Raw genomic sequence first — 16549 nt, forward strand, 5'->3', positions numbered from 1 at the left:
AGTAATTAATGCCTAGTTACCTAGTGCATTTGTTCGTAATTAGACCAGGCCAATACATTAAAAACTCATTTTTATAAGCAGCAAGGGGTCAGCATGTATATCGTACAAATCGCCTCCGAATGCGCTCCGGTCATTAAAGCCGGAGGTTTAGGGGATGTCGTCTATGGTCTAAGTCGTGAGCTGGAGCTACGCGGCCATACGGTGGAGCTGATTCTGCCCAAATACGATTGCATGCGGTATGACCACATTTGGGGTCTGCACGATGCCTATAAAGATCTCAAGGTGCCCTGGTATGGAGCTGAAGTTAAATGCGATGTCCACTGCGGCTGGGTCCATGGTCGGCTGTGCTTCTTTATCGAACCCCACGATAAGGATAATTGGTTTCGCCGGGGCCAATACTATGGCTGCGACGATGACCCCATGCGCTTCGCCTTCTTTAGTAAGGCGGCTCTAGAGTTTCTACAGCAGAGTAACAAACGTCCTGACGTCATCCACTGCCACGATTGGCAGACGGGCCTGATCCCAGTGATGCTGTTTGAAATTTATAAGTTTCACGGCATGGAGCACCAGCGCGTGTGCTACACCATCCACAACTTTAAGCACCAGGGCAATGCAGGCACCGATGTCCTATACGCCACCGGACTAAATCGCCCAGAGTATTACTTCAACCTGGAGCGTTTGCAGGATAATTTCAACCCCTTCTCCCTGAACTATATGAAGGGGGGGATCACCTACTCCAATGCGGTTACTACCGTTTCACCCCACCATGCCTGGGAAGCACACCATGGCGACTTTGGTTATGGTCTAGGGCACACGCTCCATGTCAACCAGCATAAGTTTAAGGGTGTACTCAACGGCATTGACTACAACCTGTGGAGCCCAGAGGTGGATACCTATATTTCTGAGCCCTACACCCCAGACACCTTGGAAAATAAGCTCTATAACAAAAAAGCCCTACGGGAACGGCTGATGTTGGGCCACGATGACAAACCCCTAGTGGCATTTATCGGCCGTCTGGATGAGCAAAAGGGGGTGCATTTGGTGCATCATGCCATGTACCGCACCCTCGACCGGGGGGCCCAATTTGTTCTGCTGGGATCAGCCACCTGCGCGACTATCAATGATCATTTCCAGTATGAGAAGGTCCACCAAAATGACAATCCTGACTGTCATCTGGAACTAAGCTTTAATGAGGAGCTATCTCACCTAATTTATGCTGGGGCAGACATTATTGTGGTGCCTAGTAACTTTGAGCCCTGTGGCCTGACCCAGCTGATCAGCTTCAAGTACGGTACGGTGCCCGTAGTGCGAGGTGTGGGCGGCTTGGTGGATACGGTATTTGACGTTGATTACGATGAAAGCCGACCACCGGAAAAGCGGAATGGCTTCGTATTTTATCAGTCGGATAACTATGCCCTGGAGACAGCTCTCGACCGGGCTCTAGATCTTTGGTATACCGATCGCGATAGCTTCCAACAGGTCCAGCGGCAGGGCATGGCCTGCGATTATTCCTGGAATATTCCTGGTAAGCAATACATCAAGATCTACGATTCCATTCGTCATCGGTAAAGGAGTCAGGCAGCAGCATTTAACAGACAGCATCTAGCGAACAGGGGATACGGAGCATATAGCTGGGGTTCCGTGGGTTAGAGGTCTTGTTTTCCTCAACACAGGGACTGATCCCGACGGTAGGCTGTCTTCTTTAAGACATTGTCTCCATAACAACCTAACCGCTCCAGGTGGGCATTCTGAGGTAGCTAAAGGACTATCTTCAAGGGAGTAAATACCATGTCCAGTGCTGGCCTGAATAAGTGGACCGTCAGTGGAAATTTAGCCGCTGATGTCACAGTCAAAACCGTAGATTTGCGCAGCGGTCGTCAGTCAATGGTGGCGGATGCCACAATCTATGTGCGTGGGGTGAAGGACCGGAATGAGTCTTTCACCCTTAGGTTGAGTATTTGGGAAGGATCTGCAGCTTGGCGGACTATTCCTTTTTTGAAAAAAGGTTCGTTGATTATTTGCACTGGCAGTGTAGAGCCCAGGCCCTATGTATCAAAAACAGATAATGCTCCCAAGGCCGGTCTAACAATGAAAGTACTAGATATTGATTTGGATGTGGTACGAGACCCTGATGGGGAGACTAGTAATAACAACCAGGGGGCTGAGAACAAGACTCCGGTAGCGGTTTAACACCGGTAGTTTTGCGGAGAAACTACGTATATTTTCCAGGTAGCTTAAGGTGATTTTTTATGCTTAAGCCAATGTTAAATCAGCAACTTCAACGAAAGTTCAAATTATCTTCGCAGAACTGTTATCTGACAGGCCTAATTTGGGTTGAATGTAATGTGTAGATAAACGAACTATATTTAACCCACCCCTTATCAGCTACACCATATACAGAAACGGGCCGAGCTGTTGTTACCAACAGCTCGGCCTCTAACCTTTAAATCCATGGCTAGAAAACGAGTGGCGACGAAGGCGATGGGTATGAATCTGGTAGGGTCGACCATCTCCAGATTCCATAGGTTCTTCCAAAAGGTTCAGGGCTGAGTCCACGGCCAACCCTAGGGTGTTGGTAATGGGAGTGGCCTGGTGGCTCGCCAGCACTCCGTAGGCATCGTAATATCGCACAATAAACTCCGCTGGATTGGTTTCGCTGGGTTTGAAGGCGGCAAGCATGAAATTCTCCGAGTCTAGGCTGAGAAAACTCTGGCGGGCAGGCATCTCTGCGCCTGGTGCAAAGGATGGGACGGCGGGGGATAGGTATGTCTGCAATGGGATATTTAGGGCCTGGGCTTGGTGCGGGGTATGGGCTGTTTGCCAATTGCCTGGGTGGGGGTAGATGGCATAGGTAAAGTGGTGGTAGCCGCGATCGCAACCCGGATCTGGCCACAGCGGAGCCTTCAGCAACGTCAGCCGCAGTTGCCGAGGCTGGGCGTCGAATCCATGCTTACAGTCCGTCAGAATGCTCACTCCAAAGGTATCGTCACTTAAATCAGCCCAGCGGAGGGCGGGAACTTCCCACTTGGCCTTGTCATGGTCGGTGATGGGTTGAGTGGGGCGTGCGATCGCACCAAAAGGCACCTCATAGGTGGCATGGTCCGACTCCGCCGTGACCGGGAAATTCACCTTCAGTACCACTTGAGTTTCTTGCCAGTCCACCCAGGTTTCCACCTGCAGCACTGGGGACTGGGCCGCCAACACATAATCTTGAACAATCGTGGATTGATTTAACCGCCGGGTCACCCGCAACCGCTGACAAATTGAATGATTGACTTGCCATTGCATGGAGAGCAACACCGCCGGATCGCAGGGGTTCTCCCCATAATTCGGGGCAATATTCCAAGCATCCCAATATTGGCCGCTGTCTGCAAAACACTGGAGCTGGTTCGCCGCCCCCCAAAAACTCTCTCTCCCCGTGGCTAGATGAATACAGGAGATAATTTCGCCAGTATCAGGAGAGATCACCACTCGCAGATGCCCATTGTCTAAAACAAATGCTGGAGTGGCCCGTTCCCCCTTTGGCACGGCAGCCTCCGGTTCATCCGCCACCAAGCCATACAAGCGATAGCCCACCGCAGGCACATCCTCTGCCACAAAGCTCAAGGTTTGACTGGCCACCTCAGCAGCATCCTCAAACGGATGATCCTTCCGAATCTCTCCATACTGGACCGCTTGATGGGTTTCGCAGTCCACAATCCGCCATGGCCCCGGCGGCACCACCACCTCCACTAGCTCAGTTCGAGTCCAGCCCTGGGCATTAAATACCACTAAGGGCTGCATGCCAGCTGGTACCACCAAGGTTGTCGCCAGACTCTCGAGGGCAGCCCCCAGCGCCGCCTGCCCTAGCTGCTGGACTTGGGCCCAATCCCGATTGGCATCATCAAATACCTCTGGAATTGATGTGCCTGGCAAAATGTCGTGAAACTGGTTAAACAACAGGGCCTTCCAGGCAATCTCTAGTTTCTCCTTTGGATAGGGCTGGGCAGCCACCAGATGTGCCACCGTGGCCCATAGTTCGGCTTGGTAGAGCAAATCTTCTCCTCGACGATTTTGTTGTTTTTGATCGCTATGAGTCGTGTAACAACCGCGATGTAGCTCTAGATAAAGCTCATCGTCCCACAGTGGTAATTTGTTGATCGCGCTTTTCGTGGTGGTCACCGCCCGCTCATCGAGATTCTCTTTTGAGGTGGTGAACCGTTCCCACTCTATGGGATTTGCCGGTTCTGCTGGATCCAATACCTTGTGCAAAAATTGGCCTGGGGTGGAGAATTTTACCGATGGAAAAAATGGCGATTCTGCCCATCGGCGAGCTTTGATCAACATGTCACGGGTGGGGCCACCCCCATGATCACCCACTCCCGGTAGCCAACAGGTATGGGGACTCTTGGTTTTCTCTTCCCATTGCACAGCATAGGCGGCCATCTTCACCGGGTCAAAATCTGTGCCAATGGGGGGCAAGGTCCAGCCCAACACCTGGCTGCCATCCGGAGACTGCCAACGAAATAACTCATGGGGAAACTGGGTAGTATCGTTCCATCTGAGTTTTTGGGTGGCGAAGACTTCCACACCGCCCAGTTTTAGCAACTGGGGCAACTGGGAACAAAACCCAAAGGTGTCGGGCAACCAGGCTATCAGACTGCGCCCACCAAATTTCTCTTGGCAGTAGCGTTGGCCGTAGAGAATCTGGCGGGCAATGGATTCGCCGCTAACAATGTTGAGTTCTGGTTCCACCCACAGTCCGGCATCAATGGACCATTTTCCCGCCGTAACCTGCTGCTGCACCTGGTGAAATAGCTCGGGGCGATGCACTTCTAACCAGGCAAACAGAGCCGGACTGGAATGGGTGTAGGTTAACTCAGGAAAGTCTTGCTGCAGCGCTAACACCGATTGAAAGGTGCGCTCCGCCGCCCGCCAGGTGTCGGCCACTGGCCACAGCCAGGCTAAGTCTAGGTGGGCGTGGCCAACACAGTGAATCTGTCGCTGTTTCACCCAGTCGCCATGGGGCAACAGACACTGGCGCAGGTTGGCTAACCGCTGATGCAGCTCGCCACGGCTGGCTGGCCATTCTTGGGTAATGAGGGCCTCCACATCCGGCAGTTTTTCTGGGGCTAAGGACTGCAAATAGTACTGCAGAACTTCTAATTCGTCAGCGACAAAGCCGGGTTCAGGGCTGAGGGGGTGGTTTGGGGCTTCATAGATGAGGTGCGATCGCACCAGCGCCCCCGCATCATGTTTCGGGCTTTCCAGTCGCAGCACCACATCAAACTCCTGCCCTGGCACCACAGCATCACTCAAACAAGGGCGAACAAAAAAGTCAAATAAATCCCCCCCCTGGACCCACTCTCCATTCACATAAAGCTGAGCATCCTCGGCCCACCAAGCCGTCGCTAACCGTAGGGTCAACCCCTCCACCGGATAGCCATTGAGGGCTTCAGGTACCGTAAACCGCTGATATAGCCACAGCACCCGCCCATGGGGCCAAGCAATATGCTGCCGCTCATTCAGCGGCAGGTCATCCCACCGAGCCCCGTGGGCCATGGCAGTTGATAGATCTCCCCCCCGATCGTCATACAACCCATGCCAATGCATCTGCACATCTTGCTGGCTATAGGTCCGTAACTCTTGAATCAGGTTCGTCAGAAATGGAGTTGAGGCGTTCATAGTTCCGCTAAGATCGAACTAGGATTTATCAAGCGTCCAAGGATGCTTGCCATACAACTATGCCATCGTCGTCCCGACCCTACAAAAGCAAATTACTGAGATTTGTGCTGCAGCAATGGCAGCAAGGGTTAAACCGGCAAGATCGAGCCTGGCGGCAACTACAATCCACAGCAACCTGGGGCGCTCAAATCGCCATATTTCCCTTCTATGTCATCATGCGGGCAGTGGAACGGGCCAGTTTTACCCTCGGGGACAGCAGTAATGGGCCCCAGGAGTCAACCTTTGCCCCCAGCACCAACACTCGGGAAAAAGTAACAGACCTGGACCATTCCCTAACGGCAATTCTGACCCATACCCAACAACTGCTATCAGCAGATCCCAGGTCCTCAAAACCAGTAGCCCAGATCACCATCGCCCCTAAAAGTGACCTAATGGGGCAGGTCAAGTCTTTTTGGAGCAATTCAATTCAACGGGTGCGGCGTTCAGGAGATTTAACCCAGATTCGCAAAAATCAGCCAAAGCAACCCTCAAGGGAGTTAACCCATACCCGCCAGCAGCAACTAGAAACAGGGCAGTCGCAAACAGGGGCGATAACCGCTCGTTCTCACAGGATACGCCGCAAAATAGCCACTGATTTACTACAGAATGGGACGACCCTGGCCTCTGTGATTGAAAATCGGAAGTTGGTGATCGTTAATTCGAAAAATGAGGTCTTCGATATTTTGACACCTGGGCAACAGCAAGATCTCAAACATTACATTAGCCGGGTGATGCAGGCTTACCAACAGTCCCGCACTATTGTTCCCCGGCAGCCCAAAAAACTGTCGGTGAAAACGGTCCTACCGATTTGTCCAAGCAGTGATGAGTCCTTCACGACAATTCTGACCCATACCGAACAACTCCTATCCTCTAGCCAAACAGCACGGCTGACCATCGCTCCCAAACGTAGCCTCCTGCACCAGGCTAAATCTCTGTTGACCCGTGCCATCCCCAGACTGAGCAGATCTGAAGCGTTAACCCGCCCTGGCAACAACCATCAGCCCGATCAAACAAGTGGGCTCACGGAACGGTCTATGGGCATGAACCGCAGAGGGACATCAGCCACCTCTGATCTACTCCAGAATGGTATTACCTTGGCATCCACCATCGATGATCGGCAATTGGTTTTGGTCAATCCCCGCAACGAAATTTTCAATATTTTGACCCCTGAGCAACAGACTGAACTAACCCATTACATTAGTCGTGTGATGCGGGCTTACCGGCAGTCCCGTACCATCGTTCCCCGGCAGACCCATCGCCTTTCGGTGAAAACCGTTCTGGCCATTGGGGCCGTATTCATCGCGGCCCTACCGGTGGAGTTTAAAAAAGCATGGTCCCAGATAGCGCCGGGTCCTACAGGTCCCAGCCTGCCCCCCATTTCCGTCAACGGTCTACAAGCTGAACCCCACTCCCGTGTTTTTTATCCCCAGGCCTCTGCCCCAGGAACAGCCAAGGCCCGCTCCCGTAGATTGCTTGACGATACTGGCTATATTGGTAAGACTGACAAGGTCAATGGTCGCCGCTTAACCAGCAATTCTCCCCATGCGTTTGAGGCTCACGTCAACGACGTCAAGTATCTGGAGCATCCCCTAGAAAGGATACTACGCTTGATTGATCGGGTCTTGACCTGGTGTGAAAACCGCTGGCAACAATGGCTCAGGCAGAGCTAGGACATAGAGTTACCATAGGATAGTTCAACCCATCGCCCTGTTATTTCCATGGTCAAAGCTTTGTATCGTCTAGGCCATGTGATCCAGGCCCATCGCACCGCGCTACTGCTAAATCTGGCGGTTATTCTGCCCTTCACCTTGCTCACGGGTTACATCAAGCTCTCGACATTACTCAATGGCTACTCCGCTGGTCGCACCCTGAGACGGTCGACCGGTATTGAGCTACTGATCACCTTGTTTAGCGAGCCCTACACGCTTCCCTACGAAGGTATTTTGACGGAAATCTCGGAGATTGTTTGGTGCTTTCCCATCGCGCTGTGTTTCTTTACCGCTAGCCTATTAAGGCATACAAAACTGCGGCAGTATCTGATCTGTCTCAGCCTGCTGTTGACGCTGTTGTTAATGGATGACGCGTTTCGAGTCACTTTGATCCTGCATATTCTATTGTCAGTGCCGAAAATGGTGTCCTATGGACTCTATGTGGTGTTTGGGGTTGCGATCGCAACCTACTTCCACCGCACCATCCGCCAAACACCCTACCGATGGTTATGCCTCGCCACAGGTCTCATGGGCATCTCGGCCCTAGCCGACCTGACCCCCATTCCCGGCATTGGCACCCCCATCATGCTAGAAGACGGCACCAAATTGTTGGGCCTGGTCAACCTAACCATATATGTCTGGCAATCATCAAAATCGGCCCTAATCACATTGCCTTGGAAAAATCTCTCATAACAGTCATTTAAGGGCGCTTAGATACTATTTCAGAATTTTGACAGCGATCGATGACAGGTTGAAGTTTTTCCACTAACCGCTAGACATAGGGAGAATCCAACATAACTCGGTGGGGACTTTCGAAGGGATGAAGTCTAAACTGATGTTCCACTACTAACCGATCCCATCCCAACAAAAGCGCCTTTATATCCTTCACCTTAAAGGATGACAACGTATCTACATAGCCTGTTGCATAAGGGATAGAGCGAGAAAACCCCGTTGAGAATAGAGCCGTTTATGGGGTTTGAGGGCGATCAATTTGAAGACCCACTCAGCCCATATCTCCATGGCATATATCCACCGTTGGCCATACAGACCCAAGCTAAAGTTACTCTGATAGGGAGGCTTGTCTGGGTGCTTTTTAATACATCCAGCATACTCATCTATCCGTAATTCCTGCATACGTTGACCGTGCATCGTGGCCAAACTATAGGCCAGCACAATCACCACCACCAAGGCTAAAAAACGACGGTCGTTCACCTGGGTATCTTCGAGGTGATACTCCCCCGTTTTACAATCTTTGAAAAATTGTTCAATGCGCCAATCATAATGCCCCCATAAATTGGTCGTCGCCTCAGTATCCCAAAATCAGTCTGGCGGGTTTACAGCAATTGGTTGACGTTGTCGCCAAAATAAAGGCAACCCAATCACCATCAGAGGACGCTCTACCATGACCGAGCAACACGAGCCCCCCGCCTGCCTGCCCACTGAATCAGAGCCAGTGGGCCCGCCTGCCCCAAGCGAATCGCCACCGCCTGAGATAATCTATTACAAACCTTATCGACATCTTCAAAAGTCATGGATTTTGTCTTGCAGAAACTGAAATGAGCGATTTAGAATGATCAAAAAAGGTCTTTACCTTACTGAGCATATCTTTATGCTGGGCTATGGCTTTGGTGCGTGAATATTTTGGCAGACAGATCACTCCCTTCAAGTGATCGCTCTCAGCCTTCAACAGAATAGCTGTCCGGCATTCCTAGGTGAGTGAACTGGTTGAGGATAGAACATTCCAACAGTAATTCTTTTGACGCAACGCCAGTCCGTAAATCACTTTCAAGGTTAATCAGGTCTGAATGGCTAAGTCACTGTACCTCTTAGAAGCGCCAGGCTTACCTGCCTTTAGAGTGTTTTCCCAGGCTGCAATCACCTCATCGCTAAGCCATAGCGTCAAACGTCCTCGCTTGACCAAGGCGGCGTTATACTCAGACCAGTTGCGCAGTTTGTAGGTGCGTTTCATCGGTATCGTGTTGCTGTAGTAGCTACACGATACCGGCTCCTAAAGCTCCGCAGCTACCTTATTCACGCACCAAAGCCGTTTGACTTCATAGAAAAGCGTCCTATGATTATTGATGCTCGCACGATCGATGTTACCCAGCCACTAGAAGCGGATATCTGTATTATTGGCTCAGGACCTGCCGGTATAACTCTGGCACGTGAGCTGTCCTCTACCCAATCTCTAAAAATTTGTCTGTTAGAGAGCGGTGATCGGGAATTTGACCCGGCCATCCAGGCACTTTATGAAGGCGAGCTCGACTCAAAATCTGGCTATCCTCAGAATGAACTGACAGCGGGGCGCTGCCGTCAACTCGGCGGGTCAGCTAACTTTTGGGAAATTCAAATTGATGATGAGGATGTGGCCAAAAACATATTTAATGTAAGACATGTAATTCCTGATGAGATCGATTTTCAGAAAAGAGATGCAATTCCCCATAGTGGCTGGCCATTTGAGCGTTCTGAGCTCATACCTTACTATGAGCGGGCACAAAAAATTTGCAAAATAGGTCCATTATCTTATGACGCTAAAGATTGGGAAACCGCAGACAGACCCCAACTAAATTTAAGCGCCCAAGGTATCGAAAGCCGTATTTTTCAATTTGGTCCCCGTGCCGCCTTCGCCCATGACTATATAGAAGAGCTACGTAACACACCCAATGTCAATATCTACACCTATGCTAATGCCGTAGAACTTTTAACCCATTCGGATGGCCAAGTAGTTGAAAAAGTTCGTGTGGTTACCTCAATTGATCAAGGTTTTTTAGTCAAAGCAAAAACATTTATTTTGGCCACAGGCGGCATGGAAAACGCTCGCCTTCTTCTACTGTCAGATAGTGTACATACTTCAGGCATAGGTAACCGAAAAGATCTCGTAGGTCGTTTTTACATGGACCATCCTGCCTTTAACTTTGGCATCCTTAAACCCAAGAACAGTAGCTTATTCAACAAAATGGGACTTTATGATCTACATCGAGCCCAAGGAACAGCAGCAATGGCACGACTTATTTTTTCCGAGGAGACCCTCAGAAAAGAACAACTATTGAATATCGGTCTGGCACTTGTCCCACAAATTAAAGGCATAGAAACACAATCAGTAATGTTTTTTAGACAATTTACCCAGTCCCTACGAAATCGAAATCTTTCTTCCAAGACATTTGCCTACTTACAAAAATCGCTATCTAACGCTGGTGAGGTCACTAGCTATTTACGCTTTCGGGCCTTAAAGCTAAAACAACCTATCTACAACACCATGCGCGGCGGATGGTCTAGCTTACCGCATAATAACAAACGTTTTTTTGCCTTTTATATCGCTGCACAAACAGAGCAAACCCCTAGCCCCGATAATCGTATTTCCTTGAGTAATATCAAAGACGATTTAGGATATCCCAGAACTAAACTGACATGGACTTGGCAACAATCTGATATTAATTCCATTAATCGTAGCCAGGAACTATTACGCCAAGCAGTCACACAATCTAACCTGGGTGAGTTTCAGCCTCAATTTGAATTGAGCATGGGGGCTAGACCTTATATCGCTAGCCCTCACCACCATCTAGGCACAACACGCATGCATGATAGCCCACACCAGGGGGTAGTCGATAGACATTGCCGGGTACATGGTGTCGCCAATCTATTCATCGCGGGCAGCTCTGTATTCCCTACAGGTTTGGGATACGCTAATCCAACCCTTACTATCATTGCCTTAGCAACTCGACTATCAGATCACATCAAAAAACAGTTTTCTCTATAGAGCCTATTTGAGATCTCTAGGGTCTTCTCTAAAGGATACCGACGTTCATATACCAACTGCTGAGAATCCGAATCCCGACCTGCAAAGTTAAGAGTTATAAGGCCAAGCTGCACGGTAGATGTTTGTGCTCTGGTCATATCGAGGATACTCCACGCCTTTCTGAAAGGATCAAAGTTTGTATAAACCTTCAAGCAATAAGACTTCAACGTTTTTTTACAGGACGATAGCAATACTTTTTGTCGCCTTACTGCCAATCCACCTCAACAAGCAATTAGAAAACTTAGAATCCCTATCGATTATGAACAATATTAGTTGCAGCATTATTTAAAACCTCACCAATTGTTTGACAATAATTCTCTACAGAAAACGTCTGCGTCACCTTTTCCTTTGTTTTTATCCAATCAACCTGATAAATAGTTTGTGCTGAAATTTGCTTCATGGTAGAGGCAATTGCTTCTGGAGTAGTCTCGCAGGTCCAGAGATCCACCTCAAGATCGAAAAATTCTTCGAGGGAAGATGTCGTCATTGTCAGACTGGGAATACCAAGGGTCAAGGCTTCAATTAACTTATTAGGTATAGTTGCGCCTGCTTTTTCTGTATCACCAAAGAGCCCCAATGCTAGGTCGCAATTATTAACCAGGTATTCAGGGAGTGAACTATCGCCAAAGGTTAAGTCTTTCCGTAGAGAAACTAAGTCATTTAATCCTAAAGCTTTTATCTCATCACGGCAGTCTTCAGCAAGTTGCTCTCTTCCTTTTGGAGGAATACCAAATAACTGACAAGAAAATGGAATGCCATCTGCATGAAGTATTTGTAGTGCTTTCAGAATATTAGATATTCCATGGCTAGGAATCAAAGTCCCCCACCAACAAATTCGTAAACGGTCACCTCGAACAGCACTATAAGACAACCTTGTGAGCACAGGTTCACAAAAGAGAGGCGCGATCCAAACGTTATCTTTCACTAAAGTAATATTGAAAAGTTCTTTCCAGTAATTCAGTTCGTACCGCGCCAAATGGACTATGTGATCAGCCGCTGAAAGTGCCAGGACATCATCCCGCCAAAGCTTTTTGGCAGCAGCGCTATCTATAGGAACCTCCTGCTTTTCACGGACCAATGTATCGTAGGCTGATATATACATCTCAACAACTAACTTCGTTTTGAATAAACGACTGGCCCACACCACTGGTCGAATCAACTCACTATTGAGAGGTAATAGATAAATAACATCTGCTAGTGCAGCTTTGAGAAACAGATCAATCAGGTAGTAGGCAGAAAAAATAACGCGGAGCATTTTTGAAATAATGTCTTTTTTCTCACCTCGTTCATAATAGAATTCAGGTGATATAATTGATAGTCGATAGCCCGCATCTAATAGATACTTCACCAAATTTTGGGAACGATAAGCTCCAAAAAAATTTCCATACAATAGAACTTTTAATCTCTTCTTATTAATCGACATGGCTACTACGTTTAGTGGGGAGATTATTCAGCTTCACATCCAGGCAATACAACAATCAGTCGGTGTTCAGGCATTAGTTGATCGATAGAATGGCTGTACCGATATCGCTAGAATTTTAGCAAGCGCCGAAAGAATTACTTTCACTTGCCGCAACAACTGAGGATGATAATAGATAGAAAGCCTCAGATATCTAAAAGCGCGTTGCGCATTGCGCTGCCCTTCAACAGGCAAAGTTTGGGGTGCATCTAAAAGTTTGAATAGCAGATATTTATAAAAGTTAGAGAACGCCTTAGATTTTAGTGGATGAGTAGAATCAGGCAATTGGGCAAACGCCTTCTTGATCACCGATAAACCTCCAGCTTCGTGTTTGTCTAGCAGAAATGACTTTGAGTTAGTCACCACTCTGTACTGCACATGCACCTGAGGAACCACTACAAACTCATATTGCAGAGCCAAACGAATCCAAAGATCCCAATCTTCGCAGGTGCTTAAAGACTCATCAAAACCACCAACAGACTCTAATGCCGTACGACGAATCAAGGGATTGGAGCCACTCTCTAGAAAACTGCCAAGCAACAATCGCTGATGAACATTTCCTTCAAAGTTACAGTAATAGCCTTGACGTAAAAAATGGCCGTCCTGATCAATATAATCAGTCCAGCTGTAAGCAACAGCTGCCTGGGATTTACTCTGAAGAGCGATCATCTGATCTGCCAACTTATGGGGTAGCCACAGGTCATCCGAGTCCAAAAAAGCGATAAAATCGCCCTTAGCCATGTTAATCCCACGATTACGGCTAGCAGACACCCCAGCGTTAGACTGTGTCACGATATGCAATCGCGAATCTTGAAAGCGCTTCAGAACAGTTAATGTTTCGTCTGTAGAACCATCGTTAATCACAATAATTTCTATTGTTACATATGTCTGTTGAAACACAGAATGTAACGTACTGCTGATACTGTCTTCACAGTTATATGCCGGAATAACAACTGAAATCAGAGGCAACTCAGAATTCATTACATTTCATCAATATATAACCTAAAGAATTTATTCGACTAGGCTCTGAACAACGTCCATTTTGGGAGACACGATTGTGCGCTCATAGCATCAAGGTAAAATAGCCGAGTCCCTTTTAAGCAAAGCCTTTACGCTGTAAAAAGGGCTCGCAGCACTACTTAGAAAGAACACCATTTGACATTGAAGTACTACATCTGTAAAAACTTTTTGCTGATGGTCAAGTAACAGCATTAAAGCTCGCTTTAGCCCACCAGCTGTAATTTTGGCGGCCAGCAGCAGTTGCTGAAAGAGGTTCTCTGCCATAATTTGCCGCAGTGAGTAAACGCACAAACCACAACCGCGACTAAGGTTGACAAGATAGCTGGGTTCTAATCGTCCCTTTGGAATTTGATGGCTGACATGCATATCTGGGTTGTACCAGATTTTCCACCCCGCAAGATGCATATAGATTAAAGGCTCATAATCATCACCTTGGACCATCGATCCTTTCACTCTTCCACTCAAATTTGGTTTTGTTGGCACTGAGTCTAGCCAAGCCTGCCGACAAACAACCCAAGCTGCTGAAGGCGGGAGAACCAAATTTTCTGGATCATAGAGATGGGGCTGATCACCCCGTTCCCGAATTGCAAGAAATGATTGGATACGTTTAAAGTCCTCGGGCGGGTCCGATTCAAATTGAGGGTGTATCTGACCACCATAGGCACCTAATTGAGGTTGGCTATCCCGAAAGGAATAGGCGGTGGAAACCCAATCAGATGATGGAATTACATCGTCGTCCACAAAGCTAACCCACTCACTTACAGCATCTTGCATCCCTCGCTGACGAGCATAAGCCGCACCTTGCTGGGATTCAAAGGTGTAACGAAGCATTGGCCAACCAGACCAGATAGCTTGATAACTTTCGATCAATTGCTTGGTTGAGTCACTACTATTGTTATCAACGACTAATATTTCCCAATGGATGGATTCGGTATTAACCTGCGATCGCAACGCTCCCAATAACTGAGGTAACCGCTGAGCACCATTATAGGTAGGAACAACAACTGTAAAGTCAACCATAGCTAAATAGAAGTGCCTGAAATAAACGGAAACGGTCTGGAAAGTTGATAGCCTTGAATGTATTGAATACCCAAGTTTTGTAACTGTTCTAATCGAATTTGTGTTTCCACTCCCTTGGCGACTAGCTGAACACCCGTTTGTTGAACGATCTTCAAATAGTCTGGTAGAGATGACTCTAGCCAATCAGAACAATCTACAACATCTTTACTCAGCTTTAAGCAATCAACAGGCAGCTGAGTCATATAGCTTGCAGTAGCCGACCTCTCTTTAACCTCATCAATCGTCACCCGCAGCCCCAACATCTTTAGCCGTGCCACTAGGCCTTGCACATCTTTCCAAGCGTCAATAACAATTTTCTCAGAAATTTCAAAACACAGATACTCAGGGTCTATGTGATAGCGCTTGAGTTGCATCTCTATAAAGTCAGGCAAACTGGCATCGTCAACACTAGCTGACGAGAGATTTAAGGAATAAATGACATCCACTTGTCGACCAGCTAATGTTTCACAGACTTGCTGAATAACACGACGATCAAGGGTTCGCATCAAACCATAGCGCTCTGCGGTAGGAAAGAAAGAGGCTGGTGATGCTAGCGCCTGATCTGGCAAACCACAATCTAACCGCAACAAAATTTCAACCTGTGGCAGCATCACTGCTTTAGTCTCTAGAGCTGTTGAAGCACCTAAAAAAATTACTTCTTGCTGATATAGCTCTAGAGAACGCTTTTCAAATGCGTCTGTCAGGAGTTGAAGCCATTGCTGACGTTCAGGCAGTTGAACGCTATCTAAACGACTTTGCCAAAAGTCTTGATATGCCTTTTCTAGCAAAAAAGCAGGGCTAACTAACGTGCTTGTCAACAGAGATCGCTCACAGGCAGCAACAAGATTTAAATGATTCTGCCCAAGACCATTTTTTTGATAGTGGAGAGCTAACTTCCGCAAGTCATTGGCAATATAGGCAGGCACTTTGAAAAATCGTTGCCAATCTTGAGTGCCTAGCCAGCGAATATAAAATCGACTCAACCCCACACAACGTAACAAGCTAACTAAATAGTCTTGCTGGAGTCGTTGAGCAGGGATTTGATGGGTGATCACCATATCAGAGTTGTACCAGACTTCCCAACCAGCTTTTTGAATATGTAGCATTGCTTCTAAATCTTCGCTGGCCAGGCCGGCAGATTTTCCCTTATGATTGAGAAACAGCCGTTCTGGTACTGCATTAAGCCAGGCTGTCCTGCGCACAGCCAAACCTGCCGCCGGTGGCAGAATTTTAGTTTTTGGATTGTAGAGATGGGGCTGATTTCCCCGTTCTACGATCGCTAGAAAGCAGGCAATTTTCTCAAAGCCCTCGGGCAACACACCTTGAAAGTTGCCGTGGATTTGGCTACCAAAGGCTCCTGCTTGCGGATAAGCCTGGGCAAAGGAATGCACATTGAATAACCAGTCTTGGGCTGGAAGGTTGTCATCGTCAAGAAAGGCAACAATATGACCATGGGCTTCCATCACCCCACGCTGGCGGGCAAAGGCAGCACCTTGCTCAGCCACAAAACAATATCGCAGCGCAGGCTCTGGCGGCCATTGTTGCTGATAGTGTGCTACGACATCGGCGGTGCGATCGCAACTATTATTATCACAAACAATAACTTCCCAAGTGAGCGCATCTATACCCACCTGCTGCTTGAGGTGGTCCAGCACCTCGGGAATCCGAGCCGCCCCATTATAGGTAGGAATAACAACAGTAATGTCCAAACAGGTCCGCTGGGTCACGACCAGTGGATTAGCCGCCGTATTCAGTTGGGAATCAACGGTCATCATGTCTAGAAACCGAAGTTTTCACTATAGG

At 48.2% G+C, this 16549-nt stretch carries 10 protein-coding genes and 2 pseudogenes; 5 read left to right on the top strand and 7 right to left on the bottom strand.

All coding sequences use genetic code 11. The features are described 5' to 3' along the window. Nucleotides 1-93: 93 nt before the first annotated feature. Nucleotides 94-1569, top strand: coding sequence for a glycogen synthase GlgA (gene glgA / locus VB741_RS08950; RefSeq protein ID WP_323364822.1), 1476 nt, complete (start codon nt 94-96; stop codon nt 1567-1569). Nucleotides 1570-1788: 219 nt separating this feature from the next. Further along, nucleotides 1789-2190, top strand: coding sequence for a single-stranded DNA-binding protein (locus VB741_RS08955; RefSeq protein WP_323364823.1), 402 nt, complete (start codon nt 1789-1791; stop codon nt 2188-2190). A 246-nt stretch (nt 2191-2436) separates the two neighbouring features. Here VB741_RS08955 and VB741_RS08960 read toward each other — a convergent pair whose 3' ends face one another. After that, on the bottom strand, nt 2437-5664 hold the full coding sequence (locus VB741_RS08960; protein WP_323364824.1) for an alpha-mannosidase: 3228 nt from the start codon (nt 5662-5664) through the stop codon (nt 2437-2439). Nucleotides 5665-5723: 59 nt separating this feature from the next. Here VB741_RS08960 and VB741_RS08965 point away from each other — a divergent pair, with 59 nt between their 5' ends. Continuing rightward, nucleotides 5724-7373 carry a hypothetical protein gene (locus tag VB741_RS08965; RefSeq protein WP_323364825.1) on the top strand — a complete coding sequence of 550 codons (1650 nt, stop codon included), beginning with the start codon at nt 5724-5726 and terminating at the stop codon, nt 7371-7373. 48 nt (nt 7374-7421) lie between these two features. Next, nucleotides 7422-8105, top strand: a complete 684-nt coding sequence (locus VB741_RS08970) for a hypothetical protein (RefSeq protein WP_323364826.1) — start codon at nt 7422-7424, stop codon at nt 8103-8105. 216 nt (nt 8106-8321) lie between these two features. On the opposite strand, the pseudogene VB741_RS08975 reads toward VB741_RS08970, so the two are convergent. Next, a pseudogene (locus tag VB741_RS08975) lies at nt 8322-8687 on the bottom strand (IS4 family transposase); the annotation flags it as partial. Between the two features lie 523 nt (nt 8688-9210). After that, a pseudogene (locus VB741_RS08980) lies at nt 9211-9381 on the bottom strand (transposase); the annotation flags it as partial. 102 nt (nt 9382-9483) lie between these two features. Here VB741_RS08980 and VB741_RS08985 point away from each other — a divergent pair. Then, a complete protein-coding gene (locus tag VB741_RS08985; protein WP_323364827.1) occupies nt 9484-11169 on the top strand; it encodes a GMC family oxidoreductase in 1686 nt (561 codons plus the stop codon). A 289-nt stretch (nt 11170-11458) separates the two neighbouring features. On the opposite strand, the gene VB741_RS08990 is transcribed toward VB741_RS08985, so the two are convergent. From VB741_RS08990 to hpsE (VB741_RS09005), 4 genes are all read right to left on the bottom strand, one after another. After that, nucleotides 11459-12631: a hypothetical protein gene (locus VB741_RS08990; protein ID WP_323364828.1), complete on the bottom strand. Its 1173-nt coding sequence runs from the start codon at nt 12629-12631 to the stop codon at nt 11459-11461. A 66-nt stretch (nt 12632-12697) separates the two neighbouring features. Continuing rightward, nucleotides 12698-13648 (bottom strand): glycosyltransferase, encoded by a 951-nt coding sequence (locus VB741_RS08995; protein WP_323364829.1) that lies wholly within the window; start codon nt 13646-13648, stop codon nt 12698-12700. Between the two features lie 90 nt (nt 13649-13738). Then, nucleotides 13739-14707, bottom strand: coding sequence for a hormogonium polysaccharide biosynthesis glycosyltransferase HpsE (gene hpsE, locus VB741_RS09000; protein ID WP_323364830.1), 969 nt, complete (start codon nt 14705-14707; stop codon nt 13739-13741). 2 nt (nt 14708-14709) lie between these two features. Then, the gene (gene hpsE / locus VB741_RS09005) at nt 14710-16521 is read right to left on the bottom strand and encodes a hormogonium polysaccharide biosynthesis glycosyltransferase HpsE (protein ID WP_323364831.1); all 1812 of its coding nucleotides are present in this window, start codon (nt 16519-16521) and stop codon (nt 14710-14712) included. Between the last annotated feature and the right edge of the window lie 28 nt (nt 16522-16549).

The sequence above is a fragment of the Leptothoe sp. PORK10 BA2 genome (genome assembly GCF_034932105.1).
In the GTDB taxonomy this organism is placed as follows: domain Bacteria; phylum Cyanobacteriota; class Cyanobacteriia; order Phormidesmidales; family Phormidesmidaceae; genus Leptothoe.